The 16,011-nt window shown below is 63.5% G+C and carries 12 protein-coding genes; 4 read left to right on the top strand and 8 right to left on the bottom strand.

The features are described from left to right. Positions 1-155 precede the first annotated feature (155 nt). Genes E5K00_RS05760 through E5K00_RS05745 form a run of 4 tightly spaced genes read right to left on the bottom strand, consistent with a single transcriptional unit; the run spans position 156 to position 2,855 of the window. Positions 156-698: a GNAT family N-acetyltransferase gene (locus E5K00_RS05760; protein ID WP_135462299.1), complete on the bottom strand. Its 543-nt coding sequence runs from the start codon at positions 696-698 to the stop codon at positions 156-158. After that, the gene (locus tag E5K00_RS05755; protein WP_135462298.1) at positions 691-1,194 is read right to left on the bottom strand and encodes a GNAT family N-acetyltransferase; all 504 of its coding nucleotides are present in this window, start codon (positions 1,192-1,194) and stop codon (positions 691-693) included. Before E5K00_RS05755 ends, E5K00_RS05760 begins: the two co-directional genes overlap by 8 nt. Positions 1,195-1,203: 9 nt before the next feature. After that, positions 1,204-1,542, bottom strand: a complete 339-nt coding sequence (locus tag E5K00_RS05750) for a hypothetical protein (RefSeq protein ID WP_135462297.1) — start codon at positions 1,540-1,542, stop codon at positions 1,204-1,206. Between the two features lie 35 nt (positions 1,543-1,577). Next, on the bottom strand, positions 1,578-2,855 hold the full coding sequence (locus E5K00_RS05745; RefSeq protein ID WP_135462296.1) for a glycoside hydrolase family 2 TIM barrel-domain containing protein: 1,278 nt from the start codon (positions 2,853-2,855) through the stop codon (positions 1,578-1,580). A gap of 174 nt (positions 2,856-3,029) precedes the next feature. Between E5K00_RS05745 and E5K00_RS05740 the strand changes: the two genes are divergently transcribed. Next, a complete protein-coding gene (locus E5K00_RS05740; protein WP_135462295.1) occupies positions 3,030-3,266 on the top strand; it encodes a hypothetical protein in 237 nt (78 codons plus the stop codon). Positions 3,267-3,975: 709 nt separating this feature from the next. Here E5K00_RS05740 and E5K00_RS05735 read toward each other — a convergent pair. Together E5K00_RS05735 and E5K00_RS05730 are read right to left on the bottom strand one after the other, a co-directional pair. Continuing rightward, the gene (locus E5K00_RS05735) at positions 3,976-4,566 is read right to left on the bottom strand and encodes a hypothetical protein (RefSeq protein ID WP_135462294.1); all 591 of its coding nucleotides are present in this window, start codon (positions 4,564-4,566) and stop codon (positions 3,976-3,978) included. Positions 4,567-4,617: 51 nt separating this feature from the next. Further along, positions 4,618-6,915 (bottom strand): GH92 family glycosyl hydrolase, encoded by a 2,298-nt coding sequence (locus E5K00_RS05730; protein WP_135462293.1) that lies wholly within the window; start codon positions 6,913-6,915, stop codon positions 4,618-4,620. 339 nt (positions 6,916-7,254) lie between these two features. Between E5K00_RS05730 and E5K00_RS05725 the strand changes: the two genes are divergently transcribed. Beyond that, entirely contained in the window at positions 7,255-8,448 is a 1,194-nt protein-coding gene (locus E5K00_RS05725) for a lactonase family protein (RefSeq protein WP_135462292.1), read from the top strand. Positions 8,449-8,491: 43 nt separating this feature from the next. Here the strand turns inward: E5K00_RS05725 and E5K00_RS05720 are convergent, their stop codons facing one another. Both E5K00_RS05720 and E5K00_RS23050 read right to left on the bottom strand, forming a co-directional pair. Beyond that, positions 8,492-9,178: a DUF6896 domain-containing protein gene (locus E5K00_RS05720; RefSeq protein ID WP_135462291.1), complete on the bottom strand. Its 687-nt coding sequence runs from the start codon at positions 9,176-9,178 to the stop codon at positions 8,492-8,494. A 5-nt stretch (positions 9,179-9,183) separates the two neighbouring features. Beyond that, positions 9,184-10,629, bottom strand: coding sequence for a DNA/RNA non-specific endonuclease (locus tag E5K00_RS23050; protein ID WP_245328217.1), 1,446 nt, complete (start codon positions 10,627-10,629; stop codon positions 9,184-9,186). A 184-nt stretch (positions 10,630-10,813) separates the two neighbouring features. Between E5K00_RS23050 and E5K00_RS05710 the strand changes: the two genes are divergently transcribed. Then, complete coding sequence (locus E5K00_RS05710) at positions 10,814-14,623, top strand: PAS domain-containing protein (protein ID WP_135462290.1); 3,810 nt, start codon at positions 10,814-10,816, stop codon at positions 14,621-14,623. A 190-nt stretch (positions 14,624-14,813) separates the two neighbouring features. Continuing rightward, positions 14,814-15,887, top strand: a complete 1,074-nt coding sequence (locus E5K00_RS05705; RefSeq protein WP_135462289.1) for a 3-oxoacyl-ACP synthase III family protein — start codon at positions 14,814-14,816, stop codon at positions 15,885-15,887. The last annotated feature ends 124 nt before the right edge of the window (positions 15,888-16,011 follow it).

Below are 16,011 nucleotides of genomic sequence, written 5' to 3'. Positions count from 1 at the left end.
CGAAGGACCTGCCTCCATGCTCTGATAAACGCCCTTCAACGTAGAAAAGCCCTTTACCGCGCTGGTGGTAAAGGGCTTTTTGCGTTGGTACAACCTGCCGTGGGGTAGGTGAGGCAGGTCCTTCGCTAAGGCTCAGGATGACAGGCGAAACAACGTTATTTTCTACCAGAAGGCATGTCCGGATTCACCAGCGTATACCAGTTCCACGGGGCATTATCCTGCACAAACTCCCCCTGCTTCTCCAAACCCAGCCGCTCCAGAATCCGGCAGGAGGCCACGTTTGCCTGCATGGCCGTAGCGTGGATTTCGGGCAGCCGCAGCACGTCGAAGGCGTAGCGCAGGCTGGCCTGGGCGGCCTCGGTGGCGTAGCCCTGGCCCCAGTGCCGGCGCAGCAGCCGGTAGCCGATGTCGTGGTAGTTGGTACGGCCGTTGACGACGTGGTCATTCATCAGCTTAATACCGCACCAGCCGATAAATTCTCCGGTGTCGGGGCGCACCACGGCCCAGCGGCCGACGCCGTTTTGCGCGTACTGCTGGCGCACGTACTGCACCACTTTCGCGGCTTCTTCCAGCGTCTGCATCAGCGGGCCGGGTACGTAGCGCAGCACTTCGGGGTCGGAGTCGAGGGCCAGGATGCCGGGCGCGTCGGCGGGCTGCATTTCCCGCAGCAGCAGGCGGGGCGTAGTCAGGCTATCCACGGCGGCGCACGGCGTAGACCAGCTCGTCGAGAAACTCGCCGTTTTTGAACAGGGTCTTCTCAAACTGGCCTTCGAGCACGAAGCCGGCCTTTTCCAGGGCGCGGCGGGAGCCGATATTCGTGCCGTAGGGCCGGGCGAAGATGCGGGTGATGTCGAAGGTCTGGAAGCCGTAGTCGACAACCTCGCGGATGGCCTCGGTGATGATGCCCCGGCCCCAGAACGGCTGGGCCAGCCAGTAGCCCAGCTCGGCGTTTTTGCACTGCACGTCGGTTTGGGGGTGCAGGCCGATGCCGCCGGCGGCCTGTCCATCCACCTCAATGGCGAAGATGCGCTGGGGCGAGTGGCTGGTGGCCATGCTGATAAAGCCCCGGCCTTTTTCCTCGGTGAAAGGGTGGGGAAACTGGTCGGTCATGAACCGGGCAATTTCCGGGTTGTTGGCGTAGCTGACGAGGCTGGCCAGGTCGTCGGGGCGCCAGGGGCGGAGGGTAAAGGACATGGGTGAATTTTATTCTTTGGGCTTGAAATAATAAGGTGGGTTTGGATTTACTAACTCATCAGTTTCCCAACCCATCTGATTCTTTATGTCTTCTGGTAAATACTTGTGAAGCATTCCATAATTCATTTTATGAATCAATGAGAAAGCACCACTATTGACGGTGCCGAGGTATTCAACTACATCTTCTGATGAAGTGTAGTGCATGGGCTGATGAAAGAATCTGTTGAGTTCCTCAATTGTCTTGACCACAAATACCAAATCGTACAAGCTGATTTCGACCTTTCTGTCTCTATCAATTTTGTCCAAGCCATACAAAACCTGATCCTCGACTGAAGTATATTTCTGCATGATGTTCCTGATAATTTGCCAATAATGAAGTAGCCCTACTTGCCCTTCACATAAAACGGAATATTAGCCGTGGCTACGTTGTCCTTGCCGTCGTAGGCGTACACGAATAGCCGGTAGGCGCCTTCCTGGGTCGGGGCCTTCAGGGTCGTCTGGCCCTTGGCGCTGGCCGGCACCCGGCCCGGAATGGCCGTGGGGCGGCTTTCCCGGTCGCCGCCGGTTTTCAGGTCGGTGCTTTCCGGCAGCAGCTCGTAGCGGTAGGTCAGCGGGTCCTTGTCGGGGTCCGATACGACGGCCGCCACGGGCACGCTTTGGCCGGGCGCCAGGTACACGTTGTCGGTGGCCTGTTTGCCGTTCAGCATAAAGCTGGCCAGGTGCGGGGCGCGGTTCCTGGGCCACTTGCCGCTCCAGAGGTACTGCATCACGTCTACCACTTCCGACTCCTTGCCATCCTCGGTGAAGATGCCGTACCAAGTGGGCGTGCGTTCCTGCTTCTGGCCCCACAAAAACACGTAGGTGCCCAGGCACTGGGTTTTGTCTTTCTGCACCGAGGCCTCGTAGCGGCTCTTATACACGGCGGCTTTCTGGCTGCTGGTTTCCTCCACCGAGGCTTTCCAGGGCGTGACGGGGCTTTCCCAGTGGCCGGTGGGGCCCCACTCGGCCACCACGTAGGGGCCCGTCCAGCCCACGGCGCGCACCTGCTGCGGAATTTCGGCCAGGCCGGCGTAGGTGTTGATGCTCAGAATATCCACGGCCGGACACCGGGCCTTGATGAAGTCGGCTTCCTTCTGATTCAGGCCGGCCAGCACGGTGCTGGTGGGGTGGTTGGGGTCGACTTCGTGAATCATCTGGGCAATCTGCTGCACCGCGTCCCAGACTTTGGGGTTGGTGTACTCCAGGTTCAGCTCGTTGCCGATGCCCCAGAACAGCACCGCCGGATTGTCCTTGTACTTGAGCACCTCAGCCTTGATTTTCTCCACCTGCCGGGCCACGGCCGCGGGGTCGTTGTAGTCGAAGCCGTGCCGCTCCCGGGCCACGTCGAGGCCCACCATCACCGTGAGGCCGTTCCGGTTGGCCTCGGCCAGCACCTGGGCGGCGCTTTCGGTGTCCCAGGTGCGCAGGGAGTTGCCGCCGTAGGCCTTCACCCGGTCAGGAAACTGCCCGCCGCCGGCACCCTTGATAAAGTAGGGCTGGCCGCCGCGCAGCAGCTCGTAGCGGCCGGCGGCCTGGCGAACTTCCACCTTTATGGGGCCGGTCTGGGCCGGGGCGGTGGTGGCAAGGGCCAGCAGGGGGAGCAAGAGGAGGTAGGGTTTCATAGAGGGGCAGATCAGCAGGGGCGAATACTGCCCTAAAGCTAAAAGGTCTTTTCTATCCGCGCGCCGGCCCCGCCCGCCGGGGCGGAGTCGGGTTCCGCCCGGGATGATAACCAGGCGGCAACCGGGCCGGCTTTCGTTGCGTACCAACAGCTCCACCATCTTTCCTTGTCACTCATGAGCATCTTTGGTTCTGACCGCCCCAGCGGTACTATGGGAGGCCTGCTTTCGGGCCTGTTTCGCACCCTCGGCGGCGGCAACGCGGCCCCCGGCACCTATCCGACGACGGCCCGCTCCGGCGGCATGGGCCGCAAGCTGGCTACCGGCGCCCTGCTGGCCGCCGGCGCGGCTTACCTCTACAACCGCAACAAGAACAAGGGCACTTCCGCCCCGAGCTTCAATCCCAACCTGTAAGCCTAACCAGCTTATAGCGGCAAAAGCCCCATTGCTGGCCTTTACTGGCCGGGGTGGGGCTTTTTCGTGGTTCCTGGCTGGTTGCTGGCTGGTTCCTGGCGCGAGTTTAGGCGCAGCCGTACCTCGTGCCCCTCAGTTATGGGAGGCTGTGCCTCCCCCGCCAGAACGACAACGCCTGGGTTCCCCAAGCGGCGCGGTTCCGGCTTGCCGCTGGCGCGGCAGTGGAGGTACAACCTCCACCGTATAGCTGGCACGAGGTACGGCTGCGCCTAAACTCGCGCCAGTGGCGGCCAGTGGGCGGTACCGCCAGGTTTCTTCGAAAGTCCGGCAGAACTCTGGAAGGCCCACCTGTTTTTCGCGGGTCAGTAACCAGAGCTCTGGAAGGCACTCCCGGCTTTTCAGGAAGCTCTGCCAGAGTTCTGGCAGGCATCCCGAAGTTTTTTGGAAGGTCGTCCAGAGTTCTGGATGGTGCCCCGAAGTTTTCGGGAGGCATTGCCAGAAGTCTGGAAATCACCCCGAAGTTTCTCGGCGGGCCTTCCAGAGCTCTGCCGGGCGCTCCTGGCTTTCTCGGCGGCCCCGGGACACTTGTGGCGGGGTATGCCAGGTTTCTTGGTAGTACCTGGGTCCACCAATTTCCGACGGCCCGGCCCTCACCTTATAAGGGCCGTGAGTGCCACAGAGGTCACGAAATTAGCGGCCGCAGAAAAGTTTAGGAAGTATAGAGCTGGTCTTGGAGTTCTTCCAAGGATCTTTTCTCCCGGTCATAAATAACACGAAGGTTCGTTGCAAAGGGCAGTTGTGCAATGCGGAATTCCCAGCCCTTGTCGATTTCCGGAAATAGCTCTTCCAGCTTGCGTAGAAAGGTGTACCAGCCCAACGTTTGCTCGGATATCCTGAACCGTACGTTGTTTGCCGCAAATACGTCGAGGCAGATGCAGTCCACGGTGAGCAGATCCGCCTTAAACCCCAGCAACGTATTGACCTGCGCCCACTCGATGAGGGTATGCTTTTGGGCGACGGTCAGGGAAAAGCCGTGTTCGGTATACATGAACACACCATTAGTAGTTAATAAATAATTAAAGTTGTCGGAGTTCTTAGTTGCTGGATGATCTGTTGTAGATAAAATATCTGCAATGATTTGAACTAGAGCAAAGAAGAGAAATAAAGATCCAAAGCATACTGTTAGTGCTAAAAAGTAATAATTGTCTTTCCCTAATCTTATAAGCGCTGCAGTACTGACTACGGTAAGGCATGACAAAGCAGCGAGTATGTAGTTACCTTGTTTGGAGGTGTATTTCATAGCACTTGCTGAGTTTATGGCTAGCTAGAATAAGATAAATATCTGGTCAAATTACGGCTTGCCCGCCATCAAAAACACCAGCTCCCCGCCGTTCACGATATCCTGGTGCTGGAGAAACAGCCGGGTCAGCTTTTGGCCGTTGAGCCGGGCTTCTTTTACATACACGTTTTTGTCGCTCTGGTTTTTGACCGTGATGCGGAAGGTTTTGCCGTTCTCCAGCGTCATGGTGGCGGCGTGGATGGCGGGGCTGCCCAGGGCGTACTCGGGTGAGCCGGGGGCGACGGGGTAGAAGCCCAGGGCCGAGAAGACGTACCAGGCCGACATCTGCCCGCAGTCGTCGTTGCCGCCCAGGCCGTCGGGGGTGGGGCGGTACATCTTGGGCAGGATCATCCGCACCCGCTGCTGGGTTTTCCAGGGTTGGTCGGTCCAGTTGTAGAGGTAGGCCGCGTGGTGGGCGGGCTCGTTGCCGTGCACGTAGTTGCCGATGATTCCGTCGCGGGTGATGTCCTCGGTTTCGGCGAAGAACCGGTCGGGCAGGTGCATGGTAAAGAGCGAGTCGAGGTGCTCGGTGAAGCGCCGGGGGCCGCCCATGAGCTGGATCAGCGCCTTAGGGTCCTGGGGCACGTAGAGGCTGTAGTTCCAGGAGTTGCCCTCGATGTAGCCCTGGTTGTTGGTGCTGAGCACGTCGAACTCCTGGCGGAACGAGCCGTCGGCCAGGCGGGGGCGCATAAAGCCGATGCGCTGGTCGTAGACGTTTTTGTAGTTCTGGGCCCGCTTGCTGAACTCCTCGTAAATATCCTGGCGGCCGAGCTTCTGGGCCAGTTGGGCAATGCACCAGTCGTCGTAGGCGTACTCCAGGGTCTTGCTCACCGACGACGAGTTCTTGTCTTCGGGCACGAAGCCCAGCTGCCGGTAGAAGCCCACCCCGTCGTAGGAATCGTGGCGGGCGGTGGCGACGCAGGCGTCGAGGGCCTGGTTGGCGTCGAAGGGGGCGTTGCCCTTGAGCACGGCGTCGGCAATGACCGAGACAGAGTGGTAGCCGATCATGCACCAGTTTTCGTTGGCGTGGTGGCTCCACACGGGCAGCATGTGCTCGGGGCTCTGGCCGTAGTGGGCCAGCATGCTTTGAATCATGTCGGCGTTGCGGCGGGGCTGCACCAGGTTGAAGAGCGGGTGCAGGGCCCGGTAAGTGTCCCAGAGCGAGAAGGTGGTGTAGTTGGTAAAGCCCTCGGCCCGGTGGTTGTTCTGGTCGAGGCCCCGGTACTGCCCGTCGGCGTCCTGGTAGACGGTGGGGCCCAGAAAGGTGTGGTAGAGGGCCGTGTAGAAGTTGATTTTGTCGTCCTTCTTCGGGCTCTGAATCGTGACTTTGCTCAGCTCCTGCTGCCACAGGGCCTGGCTCTGGGCCCGGGTCTGCTCGAAGCTCCAGCCCGGCAGCTCGGCCCGCATGTTGGCCACCGCCCCTTCCTGACTGACGGGCGACAGGGCCATTTTTACCTTGATTTTCTCGCCCTCGGTAGTGCTGAAGTCGAAGTAGGCGCGTAGCTGCTCGCCGGCCATTTCGGGGAAGTTCTTGCTTTGGTCGAACTTGCCCCAGAAGCCGCGGTAGACCTGCTTTTTGGAGAAGTTGCGGAAGCCGTAGCTCTTAAACGGCTTGGAAAAAGCCATGGCGAAGTACAGCGTGCGGGTGCGGGCCCAGCCGTTGGTTTGGCGGTAGCCGGTAATGAGCGAGTCGTTGACCACGCGCACGTAGGTCCAGGCGTTCTTGTCCTCGTAGTTGTAGATGCCGGCCATCAGATCCAGGATGACGTGGGCCTGGTCGGCTTTCGGGAAAGTGTACTGGTGCATACCCACGCGCGTGGTAGCCGTCAGCTCGACCCCGATGTTGTGGTCGTCGAGCTTCACTTTGTAGTAGGCCGGCTCGGCGGTTTCGTTCTGGTGGGAAAAGCGGGAGCGGAAGCCGGCTTCGGGCTTCTGGGCCGTGCCGGGGTTGAGCTGCAAGGGCCCCGTGGTGGGCATCACCAGGAAGTCGCCGAGGTCGGAGTGGCCGGTGCCGCTGAAGTGGGTGTGGCTGAAGCCCACGATGGTGGGGTCGTCGTACTGGTAGCCGGCGCAGTAGCGGTAGATGTCGGGGTTATACTTACCGTCCTTGGCGTAGAGCAGCGTGTCGGTATCGGGCGAGAGCTGCACCATGCCGAAGGGCACCGTGGCCCCGGGGTAGGTGTGGCCCATCTTCTGGGTCCCGATGATGGGCCGGGCGTACTGCACCAGGTTTTCGGCGGGCCGGGCTTTCTGCTGGGCCAGGCTAGGAAAAGACGCGAGAAGAAGAGCGGGAAGGAACGGCAGTTTCATCAGCTTCGGGGTTGAAGCCGGGAAGGTAGGAAAGGAGGATGTATTACCGGTGCCCGCGCCGCCTGCGTGTAGAGACGCAACATCTTGCGTCTCGTCGTTGAACGACCGTGAAGTCGCAGTAAACAACGTCAGCAACGATTGAGACGCAAGATGTTGCGTCTCTACCTCGGTCAGGCGGCGCGGGCGGATTCGCAGCAGAGCTGCTCCGGCGTAGTGGTCACTCGGCAATAGCCGGGTAATTGCCGCCGCCTGCCCGCCAAACCCCGTTGGTATGCGTCAAGTCAATACGTTGCACCCGGCCGCCTGCGTATCTTGGCGGCTCCTGCTACTGGCTTGGCTATGCTTTCGAACCCCCTCCGTACCCGCCGCGCTTTCCTGCAACGGGCCGCCCTGCTGGCCGCCGGGCCGCTGCTGGCCGCCTGCGCCGTGGGGCGCCTCGGTCGCGCCGAGCGGGAGCTGCTGCTCTACATCGGTACCTACGGCCCGCCCGAGCAGGACAATATCTTCCTCTACCGCCTGCACCCACGCACCGGGGCGCTGACCCGCGTGGCCGGCTTCCGGGGTGGCACCAAGCCCGGCTTTCTGACCCTTTCGGCCGACCACCGCTGCCTCTACGCCGTGCAGGCCAGCCTGGAGTTTCAGGGCCGCAGCACGGGCGCGGTGCGGGCGTTTGGCATCGACCAGGGCAGCGGCGCGCTGAGTTTGCTGAATGAGCAGCCCTCGGAAGGGGCGGGGCCGTGCTACGTGAGCCTGACGCCCAATGGCCGGGGCCTGCTGGTAGCCAATTACTTCGGCGGCACCATCAGCGCGTTGCCGGTGCAGCCTGGTGGGCCGCTAGCGCCGGCCGTGGTAGTGGATCAGCACCAGGGTACGGGGCCGCACAAAAACCAGGACCGCGCCCACGCCCACTGCATCCTGCCCGACCCCGCCGGCCGCTACGCCCTGGCCGTGGACCTGGGCACCGACCAAGTGCTGAGCTACGCGCTGAGTGCCGAAACGGGCCTGCCGCAGCTGCCGGGCAAGGTTGCCTTCGTGGCGCAGCCGGGGGCGGGGCCGCGCCACCTGGCGTTTCACCCCAACGGGCGCTGGGCCTACGTGGTCAACGAACTGAACTCCACCGTCACGGCCCTGGGCTACGACGCGGCCCAGGGCACGTTTGCCGAGTTGCACTCCGTGCCCACGCTGCCGGCGGGCTTTGCCGGGGCCAATGCCTGCGCCGACATTCACGTCTCACCCAACGGGCGCTTCGTGTACGCCTCCAACCGGGGGCACGACAGCCTGGCCGTCTTTGCCATCGACCAGGGCAGTGGGCACCTGCGCCTGGTAGAGCACGCCGGCACGCAGGGCAAAACGCCGCGCAACTTCGCCCTCTCGCCCGACGGCCGGCTGCTGCTGGTGGCCAACCAAAACTCCAACAACATCTTTTCCTTCCGCGTCGACGCCACAACCGGCCGGCTCACGCCCACGGGCTTTGCGGCCGAGGTGCCCGCGCCGGTGTGCCTGCGCCTGCTGCCCGACTTTACCAAGGGCTGATGCGGCCAGCCGTGCAGGCGCCTGGCAGCGTCCCACGCCGGTTTTAGTCGGCAAATAGGTTTCTATCATCACGGGCTGAACCGTAGTGCTTCAGTACATCCTGCCTCGCCAGAATGGTAAGCACCTTTTTGGCGTTTTCATACTCGTTACCCAGCCACTCGCGCAGCCCGGCAAACTGCTCGGTGGTATTGATGTACTGCAGGAAAAACCAGGCATCCAGGCACCCGAATTCCGGACAGTTATTGATAATGACTTCGACTACCTGACCAGTCTTCCCATTCTCAAACCGGCACTCGAAGCCGTGCAGGAAATAGGTCCATTCGGCACCGAGTTGCCCTCTGGCTTGCCCGCGCCGGATGTGGGCCATTTTGGTTTGCATCAACTCCCGCCAGTCGTTCCGCTTATCCGGGGGAATGGCCAAGGCTTCGAGCAGCGGATTCATCAACTGAAACGCCTGTTGCCGGAATACCTTAGCGCAGGCGTAAACAGCATCTTTTCGGGCCAGAATGCTGGCAGTGGAAACGGCCGGAATGATGACAATGACTCCGCCAAGCCGGGAATTCCGGTCCTGAATGGTATGATTCTCCAGCGTTCCAGAAAGCGCGTCCAGGTAGCCCTGGGGCAGGGCTGTGTACCTGATGCCCACTTCCCGATACTCCCGCAGTAAGCCCGCCAGTTGTTCGGGCCGGGGCAGGGTTTCAGTTTCGGGAAACAAGTAGCGTTCCTGCATCCAGCTTACCGCGTCGGGCCCTTGTCTACCTGGGCTTCCAGGCGGGCCTGCACGTCCAGGGGGAGCTTGCTGAGCAAATCCAGGCCGGTGGCGTTTTCAATGGCGTCGACCGACACGCGGTACTGGCTCCAGTCGGGGCTTACCGCGTTGTCGTTGGGCGTGTCGATGGCCAGGATGCGGGCCTGGGTGGCAATGCGGTTAATATCGTCCGAGCCCTCGGGCAGGATTACCAGCACCTTCCACACCCGGGCCGGCACCGTCACGTGGCCGCCGTCGAGGGTGGTCATGAAGCCTTTGGCCCCGGTGCCGCCCTTGCCGTAGCTGCCCATGATGACGTAGATTTCCTGGCCCCGGCTCACCTGGGTGCGGCCCCATTCCTCGAGGCTGCTCCAGGTGCGCTGGTTGTTGTTGGGCGCCTGCGGAATCATGTTGCTCATCAGAAACGTGGCCGAGTTGTCGTCCAGGTCGGCGGTGCGGTCGGCCGAGGGGCAGTTGTGGCCCTTGTCGAAGCCCGAGCCGGCGTAGCTGCGCATCGTGACCTGGTAAAACTCGCGGGGCAGGGCCGGGTCGGGCCGGAAGTCGTCCTGCCGGGGCGCCGAGCCCATCCAGGCGCGGTTCAGGTGCCAGCTCACCCAGGTCGGCGTGCCGCGGTTGGCGTTGTAGCCGATGGTAAACTGGGGCTTGACCAGCAGGTAGTTCGTGGGGCTGCTCAGGCTGCTGGTCGCCCCGCTGGGGTTGCCCAGGGCCATATTATCGTCGCGGCTGGTGACGACGGCCGTGGCCTGGCGGGTGGTAGCCGGCGGCAACGACGTGCCCGGGCCGGGCGGGTTGCCGCCGCTCACCACGGGCGCGGCACCCGCAGGACTAGCTACGCCGGCCGCCGTGGTTTCGAGCCGGATGTCGTCGATGTTAAGCCGGCCGCTGCCGCCAGTCTTGCGGATTTCCAGCCGCAGCTTGTCGGTGGTGCCCCCGGCGAAGGTGTTCACCGCCAGGCGCGGCCCCTGGGTGCGCACCGGCTGCCCGATGCGGCGAAACGTGCGGCCCCCGTCGAGGCTGCCCCACAGCTCCCAGGTGCTGGCCGCGTCGTCGCCGTAGGCCGCGGCGCTGATGCGGATGCTGCGCACCCCGGCCGGGGCGTCGAAATTCATGCGCAGGCGGCCCTGGTTGCGCAGGCGGGCGGCGTGCTGCCCGTTTTTGTGGTCCTGGTCCGACGAGCCGATCAGCGCGTCCTCGAAGTGCCAGCTGCCGGTGGCCAGGGTTTCATCGGCGGTGGAGTAGGCGCCTTTGCCGCCCGCCTCGAAGGTCTCGATTACGCCCGCCCCAGCCTGGGCCGGGCGGCTGCTCTGGACCGGAATGGCCGGCGGCCCGGCGGGCAGGGGGGGGCGGGTGGTTTCGGATTGCTGCGAGCAGGCCAGCAGGGCGGCGGAAAACACAAACAGAAGACGTGGCATAAGGCGAAGGTAGCAGATATCGGCCCCCGATTCCAGCCCCGCCCAACCGACGGGCGGGAAAGCCCGTGGCGCTGCCAACGGGTTTTCATCGTTTTACTCCCATCTTCGTTACTTGAATGAAAGCGTGCTGCTGAGCCGCTCGTTGTTCCGGCTTTTTGCTTCCCGTTGCTGCCCGCCTGCCCGCATGAATTCCACCGCCCCCGATTCCGACCAACTGCTGCAGGATCTGCTGGAGCTTTCCCTGACCGGCATTATTCTTTTCGAGCCGATTTATGCTTCCCACGAGCCGGCCACGATTATCGACCTGGCCTACGTGCGCCTGAATCCGGCGGCCCAGCGCATGCTGCTGCTGCCCGAGCGCCCCACGGCCACCTTCCTGACTCTGTACCCCAACGCGGAGGGAGCGGGTATCTTCGCCTTCTACCGCGACACGTTTCTGGCCGGCCAGCCCGGGCACTACGACATGTACTACCAGCACGACGGCCTCGACAACTACTTCCGGCTGGCGGCCCGGCGTAGCGGCAACCAGCTGCTGGTAAGCTTCACCGACACCGGCGACCAGCCCCGCACGCCGGTAGAGGAGGCTCTGCGCCAGGCCCAGGTGCAGCTGCTGCTGCTGCAGACGGCGGCCGAAGACCAGCGCCGGCAGCTGCAGGAAGTGTTTCACCAGGCCCCGGTCGCCATTGCCCTGCTCGAAGGCCCTACTTACCACATCACGCTGGCCAACCCGTCGATGTGCGAAATCTGGGCCCGCACCCAGGAGCAGGTGCTGGACCGCCCGTTGCTGCTGGCCCTGCCCGAGCTGCAGGGCCAGGGCATCCAGGAGCTGCTGGATGGGGTGCTGCGCACGGGCCAGCCCTACGTGGGCACCGAGCTGGGCGTGCAGCTGCGGCGGCACGGGCAGCTGGAAACGATTTACTTCAACTTTGTTTACCAGCCCCAGCACGACGCCCAGGGCACCATCAGCGGCATCCTAGTGGTGGCCACCGACGTCACCCAGCAGGTGCTGGCCCGGCTGCAGGTGCAGGACCTGAACCAGGAGCTGACGGCTACCAACGAGGAAATTCAGGCCGCCAATGCGGAGTACCTGGTGAGCAATGCCGAGCTGACCCGCACCCAGCAGCAGCTGCGGCAACTCAACGACACGCTGCGCCAGGCCCAGGCAGAGGCCGAAGCCCAGCGCAACAACCTCCAGCGCCTGTTTATGCAGGCCCCGGCGGCCATCTGCATTCTCAGCGGCCCCGAGCTGACCTACGAGCTGGTGAACCCCGGCTACGAGCACCTGTTTGCCCACCGCCAGCTGCTGGGGCAGCCCCTACTGGAAGCCCTGCCCGAACTGGCCGGCCACGCCATCGTCGACACCCTGCGGCGCGTGTACGCCACCGGGGGTACCCACATCGACCAGCACGTACTCGTGCGTCTGGCCCGCACGGAAGGGGGGCCGCTCGAGGATTTTTACTTCAACTACATCTTTCAGGCCCGAATGGCCGCCGATGGACACATCGACGGCGTGCTGGTCTTTGCCTTCGACGTGTCGGAGCACGTGCAGGTCCAGCGCCGCATCGAGCAGCTCAACCAGGAGCTGGAGGCCCGCGTGCAGGAGCGTACCGAGCAGCTGCACGCGGCCCTGGGCAAAACCGAGCGGCAGCGGGCCCAGCTCCAAACCCAGCAGCAGGCCCTGCGCCAAATTTTGGGGCAGGTGCCCGCCAGCATTGCCACCCTGAACGGGGCTGAGCATCGCTACGGCTTCTTCAACGATGCCTACCAGAACCTGGTGGGCGGACGGGCCCAGCTGGGGCAGCCCGTGGCCCAGGTGCTGCCCGAGGTGGCGGCGCAGGGCTTTACCCGCCTGCTCGACCAGGTGTACCAGACCGGCCAGGCCTTCACCGGGACCGAGATGCCCCTTCGGCTGACCGACCCTGCCTCGGGGCAGGCGCCGCTGCGCTACATCGACTTTATCTATCAGCCGCTGCTCGATGAGCAGGGGGGCAGCCAGGGCATTTTGGCCTTTATTCTGGACGTGACGGACAAAGTGCTGGCCCGGCAGCGGGCCGAGCTGCTAAAGGGCGAAGTGCTGGCCGCCACCCGGCGCCAGGCCCAGGAGCGCGAAACGTTCTACCAGGTGTTCGAGCAAACGCCGGCCCTGATTCAGCTGCTGCGCACGCCCGATCATCATATTGAGTACGTCAACCCCGCCTACCAGCGCCTGTTCCCGGACCGCCGCCTAGTGGGCCTCGACCTCGCCGAAGCCATACCCGAAGCCGAAGCCCTGGGCCTGCGCGCCGTGCTCGACACCGTGTACCAAACCGGCGAAACCTTCGTGGGCGCCGAAATGCCCCTGTCCTGGGCCGGGGAAGCCGGCCAGCCCGACCGGTCCGGCTACTTTAACTTTACCTACCAGGCCTACCGCGAAAACGGCCAGATTGCCGGCATTTCGGTGTTTGCCTACGACGTCACCGAGCAGGTGCTGGCCCGGCTGCAGCGCGAGGCGGAGCGGGAGCGGCTGCAGCGCCTGTTTATGGAGGCGCCGGCGGCCATCTGCATTCTGGCTGGCCCCGAGCTGGTGTTTGAGCTGGTGAACCCAGCCTACCAGCGCCTGCTGCCCGACCGGCCGCTGTTGGGCCGCCGCTTTCTGGAAGCCATGCCCGAGCTGGCCCAGCACTCGGTTATGGCGGTGTTCCGGGAAATCTACGAGACGGGCATCACCCACGAAGAATCGGCCATCCTGGTGCCCCTGACCGGCCCCGACGGGGAGCTGGAAGACCGGTACTTCAACTACATTCAGCAGGCCCGGCGCGACGAGCAGGGCCACATCGACGGCGTGCTGGTCTTTGCTTTCGAGGTCACCGAGCAGGTGCGCGCCCGCCGGGCCAGCGAGGCCAGCGCCCAGCAGCTGCGCCTGCTCACCGACGCGCTGCCCGTGCTGATCGGCTACCTCGACCACGAGTACAAATACCGCTTCGCCAACCAGGCCTACGAGGCGTGGTTCGACCAGAAACCCGAGGAGCTGCTGGGCCGCCACGTGCGGGCGGTGGTGGGCGAGCAGGCCTTCGAGAATGCCCGGCCCTACATTGAGCGGGCCCTGGCCGGCGAGCGGCTCGACTTTGAGGCCCGGATGCCCTACCGCGCCGGCTTCACCAAATACATCCGCACCAGCTACATTCCCGACGTGCGGCAGGGCGCGGTGGTCGGCTTCTACACCCTCGTGTCGGACGTGACCGAGCAGGTGGAAGCCCGGCAGCGGGCCGAAACCAGCGCCCAGCAGGCCCTGGCCCTGGCCCAGGAGCTGCACACCACTAACGAGCAGCTCACGCGCACCAACGTCGACCTGGACAACTTCATTTACACGGCCTCCCACGACCTGAAAGCGCCCATTACCAACATCGAGGGCCTGGTGGAAATGTTGCAGCGCGAGCTGCGGCCGGCGGCCGAAGAAGGCGAAGTAGCGTATATCCTGGACCTGATGCACCACTCCGTGGACCGCTTCAAGCGCACCATCGAGCACCTGACGGCCGTGTCGCGGCTGCAGAAGGAGCACGACCCGCCCGTGACGCAGGTGCAGCTGGCTGCCGTTATCGAAGACGTGCGCCTGGATCTGGCCCCGCTGCTGCGCCAAACCAACGGCCACTTCGACGTGGACGTGCGCAACTGTCCGCCCCTGCTTTTCTCCGAGAAAAACCTGCGCTCCGTGGTCTACAACCTGCTGAGCAACGCGCTGAAGTACCACCACCCCGACCGGCCGCCCCGCATCCGGGTCCGGACGCGGCTGGAAGAGGCTTTCGTGGTGCTGGAAGTGCACGACAACGGGCTGGGTATCAACCTGCGCCAGCAGGAGCAGGTGTTTGCCATGTTCCAGCGCCTGCACACCCACGTCGAGGGCTCGGGTATTGGGTTGTACATGGTTCGGCGCATGCTGGAAAATGTCGGCGGCCGAATCACCCTGGCCAGCGAGCTGGGCGTGGGCTCAACTTTCTCGGCGTATTTTCCCCGGTAGCCTCGCCCGGGCCGGGTCGGGGGTAACCGCCTGTTTTGTAGCCGCCAACTGCCGGGGCCGGCCAGCGGGGCCCGGCCGCCGGCGCCGGCGCCGGGAAATAAATACGGCTGAGTTTGCCCGTCGCGCGCTACCTTGCCCTTTCACCAGCGCCTGACTCGCTCCCCTGGCAGCCTGTATTCCCTGCTTTTTTATGATCCAGTCCATCATCACGGCTACCGGCAGCTACATCCCTGACATCGTCGTTCGGAACGAAGACTTCTTCTCGGCCCGGTTTTTCACCAAGGAAGGTACCTTCATTACCCAGGAGCCCGCGGCGGTGCTGGACCGCTTCCAGGCCATTACCGGCATCCAGGAGCGGCGCTACGCCCGGCTCGACCAGCGGGCTTCCGACCTGGGCCTGGCGGCGGCGGCCAATGCCCTGGCCAGCTCCGGCATCGACCCCGAAACGCTTGATTACCTGATTGTCGCCCATAATTTTGGGGACGTAACGGCCGGCAGCAACCGGGTAGATCTGGTGCCCAGCCTGGCCTCGCGCATCAAGGCCGGCCTGGGTATTCGCAACCCCAACTGCGTGGCCTACGACATGGCCTTTGGCTGCCCCGGCTGGCTGGAAGCCGTGATTCAGGCCAACTACTACATCCGCTCGGGCGACGCGCGGCGCTGCCTCATCATCGGCACCGAAACCCTCTCGCGGGTGGTCGATGCCCACGACCGGGACACGATGCTCTACAGCGACGGCAGCGGCGCCGTGATTCTGGAAGCCAGCCCCGACGGCGGCCCGCGCGGCATTCTGGCCCACCACACCCAAACCCACGCCGTCGACTACGCCGAGCTGCTGAGCATGGGCCCGTCGTATGAGCCCGCGGAAGCCGCCGGCCCCGACCGGTTTATGAAAATGAACGGCCGCCGCCTCTACGAGTTTGCGTTGCAGCAGGTGCCGCTGGTGGTCAAAACGGCGCTGGACAAGGCCCGGGTGCCGTTGTCGCAGGTGCGCAAGGTGCTGATTCACCAGGCCAACGAGAAGATGGACATTGCCATTCTGGAGCGCCTCTTCAAGCTCTACGACGCGGGCAGCCCCGATCTGGAGCTGATGCCGATGACCATTGGCTGGCTGGGCAACAGCTCGGTAGCCACCATCCCCACGCTGCTCGATCTGCTGCAAAAAGGCCAGCTGCCCGGCCAGCACATTGCCCCCGGCGACACCGTCGTTTTTGCCTCGGTAGGGGCGGGGATGAATATTAACGCTGTGGTATATCAGTATTAATTTGCTGATTCAGTAGCGGTTGTAAGTAAACAGGGCCCGGCGGCGGAAACGCGCCGGGCCTTTTGCGGCCGTCCGGGCCGGGCATGGCGGAAATAGGGGCGTTGTGGGCTACCTTGCCTGTCCT

It is taken from the genome of Hymenobacter aquaticus (assembly GCF_004765605.1).
Taxonomy (GTDB): Bacteria; Bacteroidota; Bacteroidia; order Cytophagales; family Hymenobacteraceae; genus Hymenobacter; species Hymenobacter aquaticus.
The sequence above is the reverse complement of the archived record's forward strand: the minus strand, read 5'-3'. Positions and strand labels throughout refer to the sequence as shown.

Bases quoted from the DNA above. Each gene is read 5' to 3' on its own strand.
- E5K00_RS05705 (WP_135462289.1), top strand. From the start codon at position 14,814: ATGATCCAGTCCATCATCACGGCTACCGGCAGCTACATCCCTGACATC.
- E5K00_RS05730 (WP_135462293.1), bottom strand. From the start codon at position 6,915: ATGAAACTGCCGTTCCTTCCCGCTCTTCTTCTCGCGTCTTTTCCTAGC.
- E5K00_RS05710 (WP_135462290.1), top strand. From the start codon at position 10,814: ATGAATTCCACCGCCCCCGATTCCGACCAACTGCTGCAGGATCTGCTG.
- E5K00_RS05725 (WP_135462292.1), top strand. From the start codon at position 7,255: ATGCTTTCGAACCCCCTCCGTACCCGCCGCGCTTTCCTGCAACGGGCC.
- E5K00_RS23050 (WP_245328217.1), bottom strand. From the start codon at position 10,629: ATGCCACGTCTTCTGTTTGTGTTTTCCGCCGCCCTGCTGGCCTGCTCG.
- E5K00_RS05720 (WP_135462291.1), bottom strand. From the start codon at position 9,178: ATGCAGGAACGCTACTTGTTTCCCGAAACTGAAACCCTGCCCCGGCCC.
- E5K00_RS05735 (WP_135462294.1), bottom strand. From the start codon at position 4,566: ATGAAATACACCTCCAAACAAGGTAACTACATACTCGCTGCTTTGTCA.
- E5K00_RS05755 (WP_135462298.1), bottom strand. From the start codon at position 1,194: ATGTCCTTTACCCTCCGCCCCTGGCGCCCCGACGACCTGGCCAGCCTC.
- E5K00_RS05750 (WP_135462297.1), bottom strand. From the start codon at position 1,542: ATGCAGAAATATACTTCAGTCGAGGATCAGGTTTTGTATGGCTTGGAC.
- E5K00_RS05740 (WP_135462295.1), top strand. From the start codon at position 3,030: ATGAGCATCTTTGGTTCTGACCGCCCCAGCGGTACTATGGGAGGCCTG.
- E5K00_RS05745 (WP_135462296.1), bottom strand. From the start codon at position 2,855: ATGAAACCCTACCTCCTCTTGCTCCCCCTGCTGGCCCTTGCCACCACC.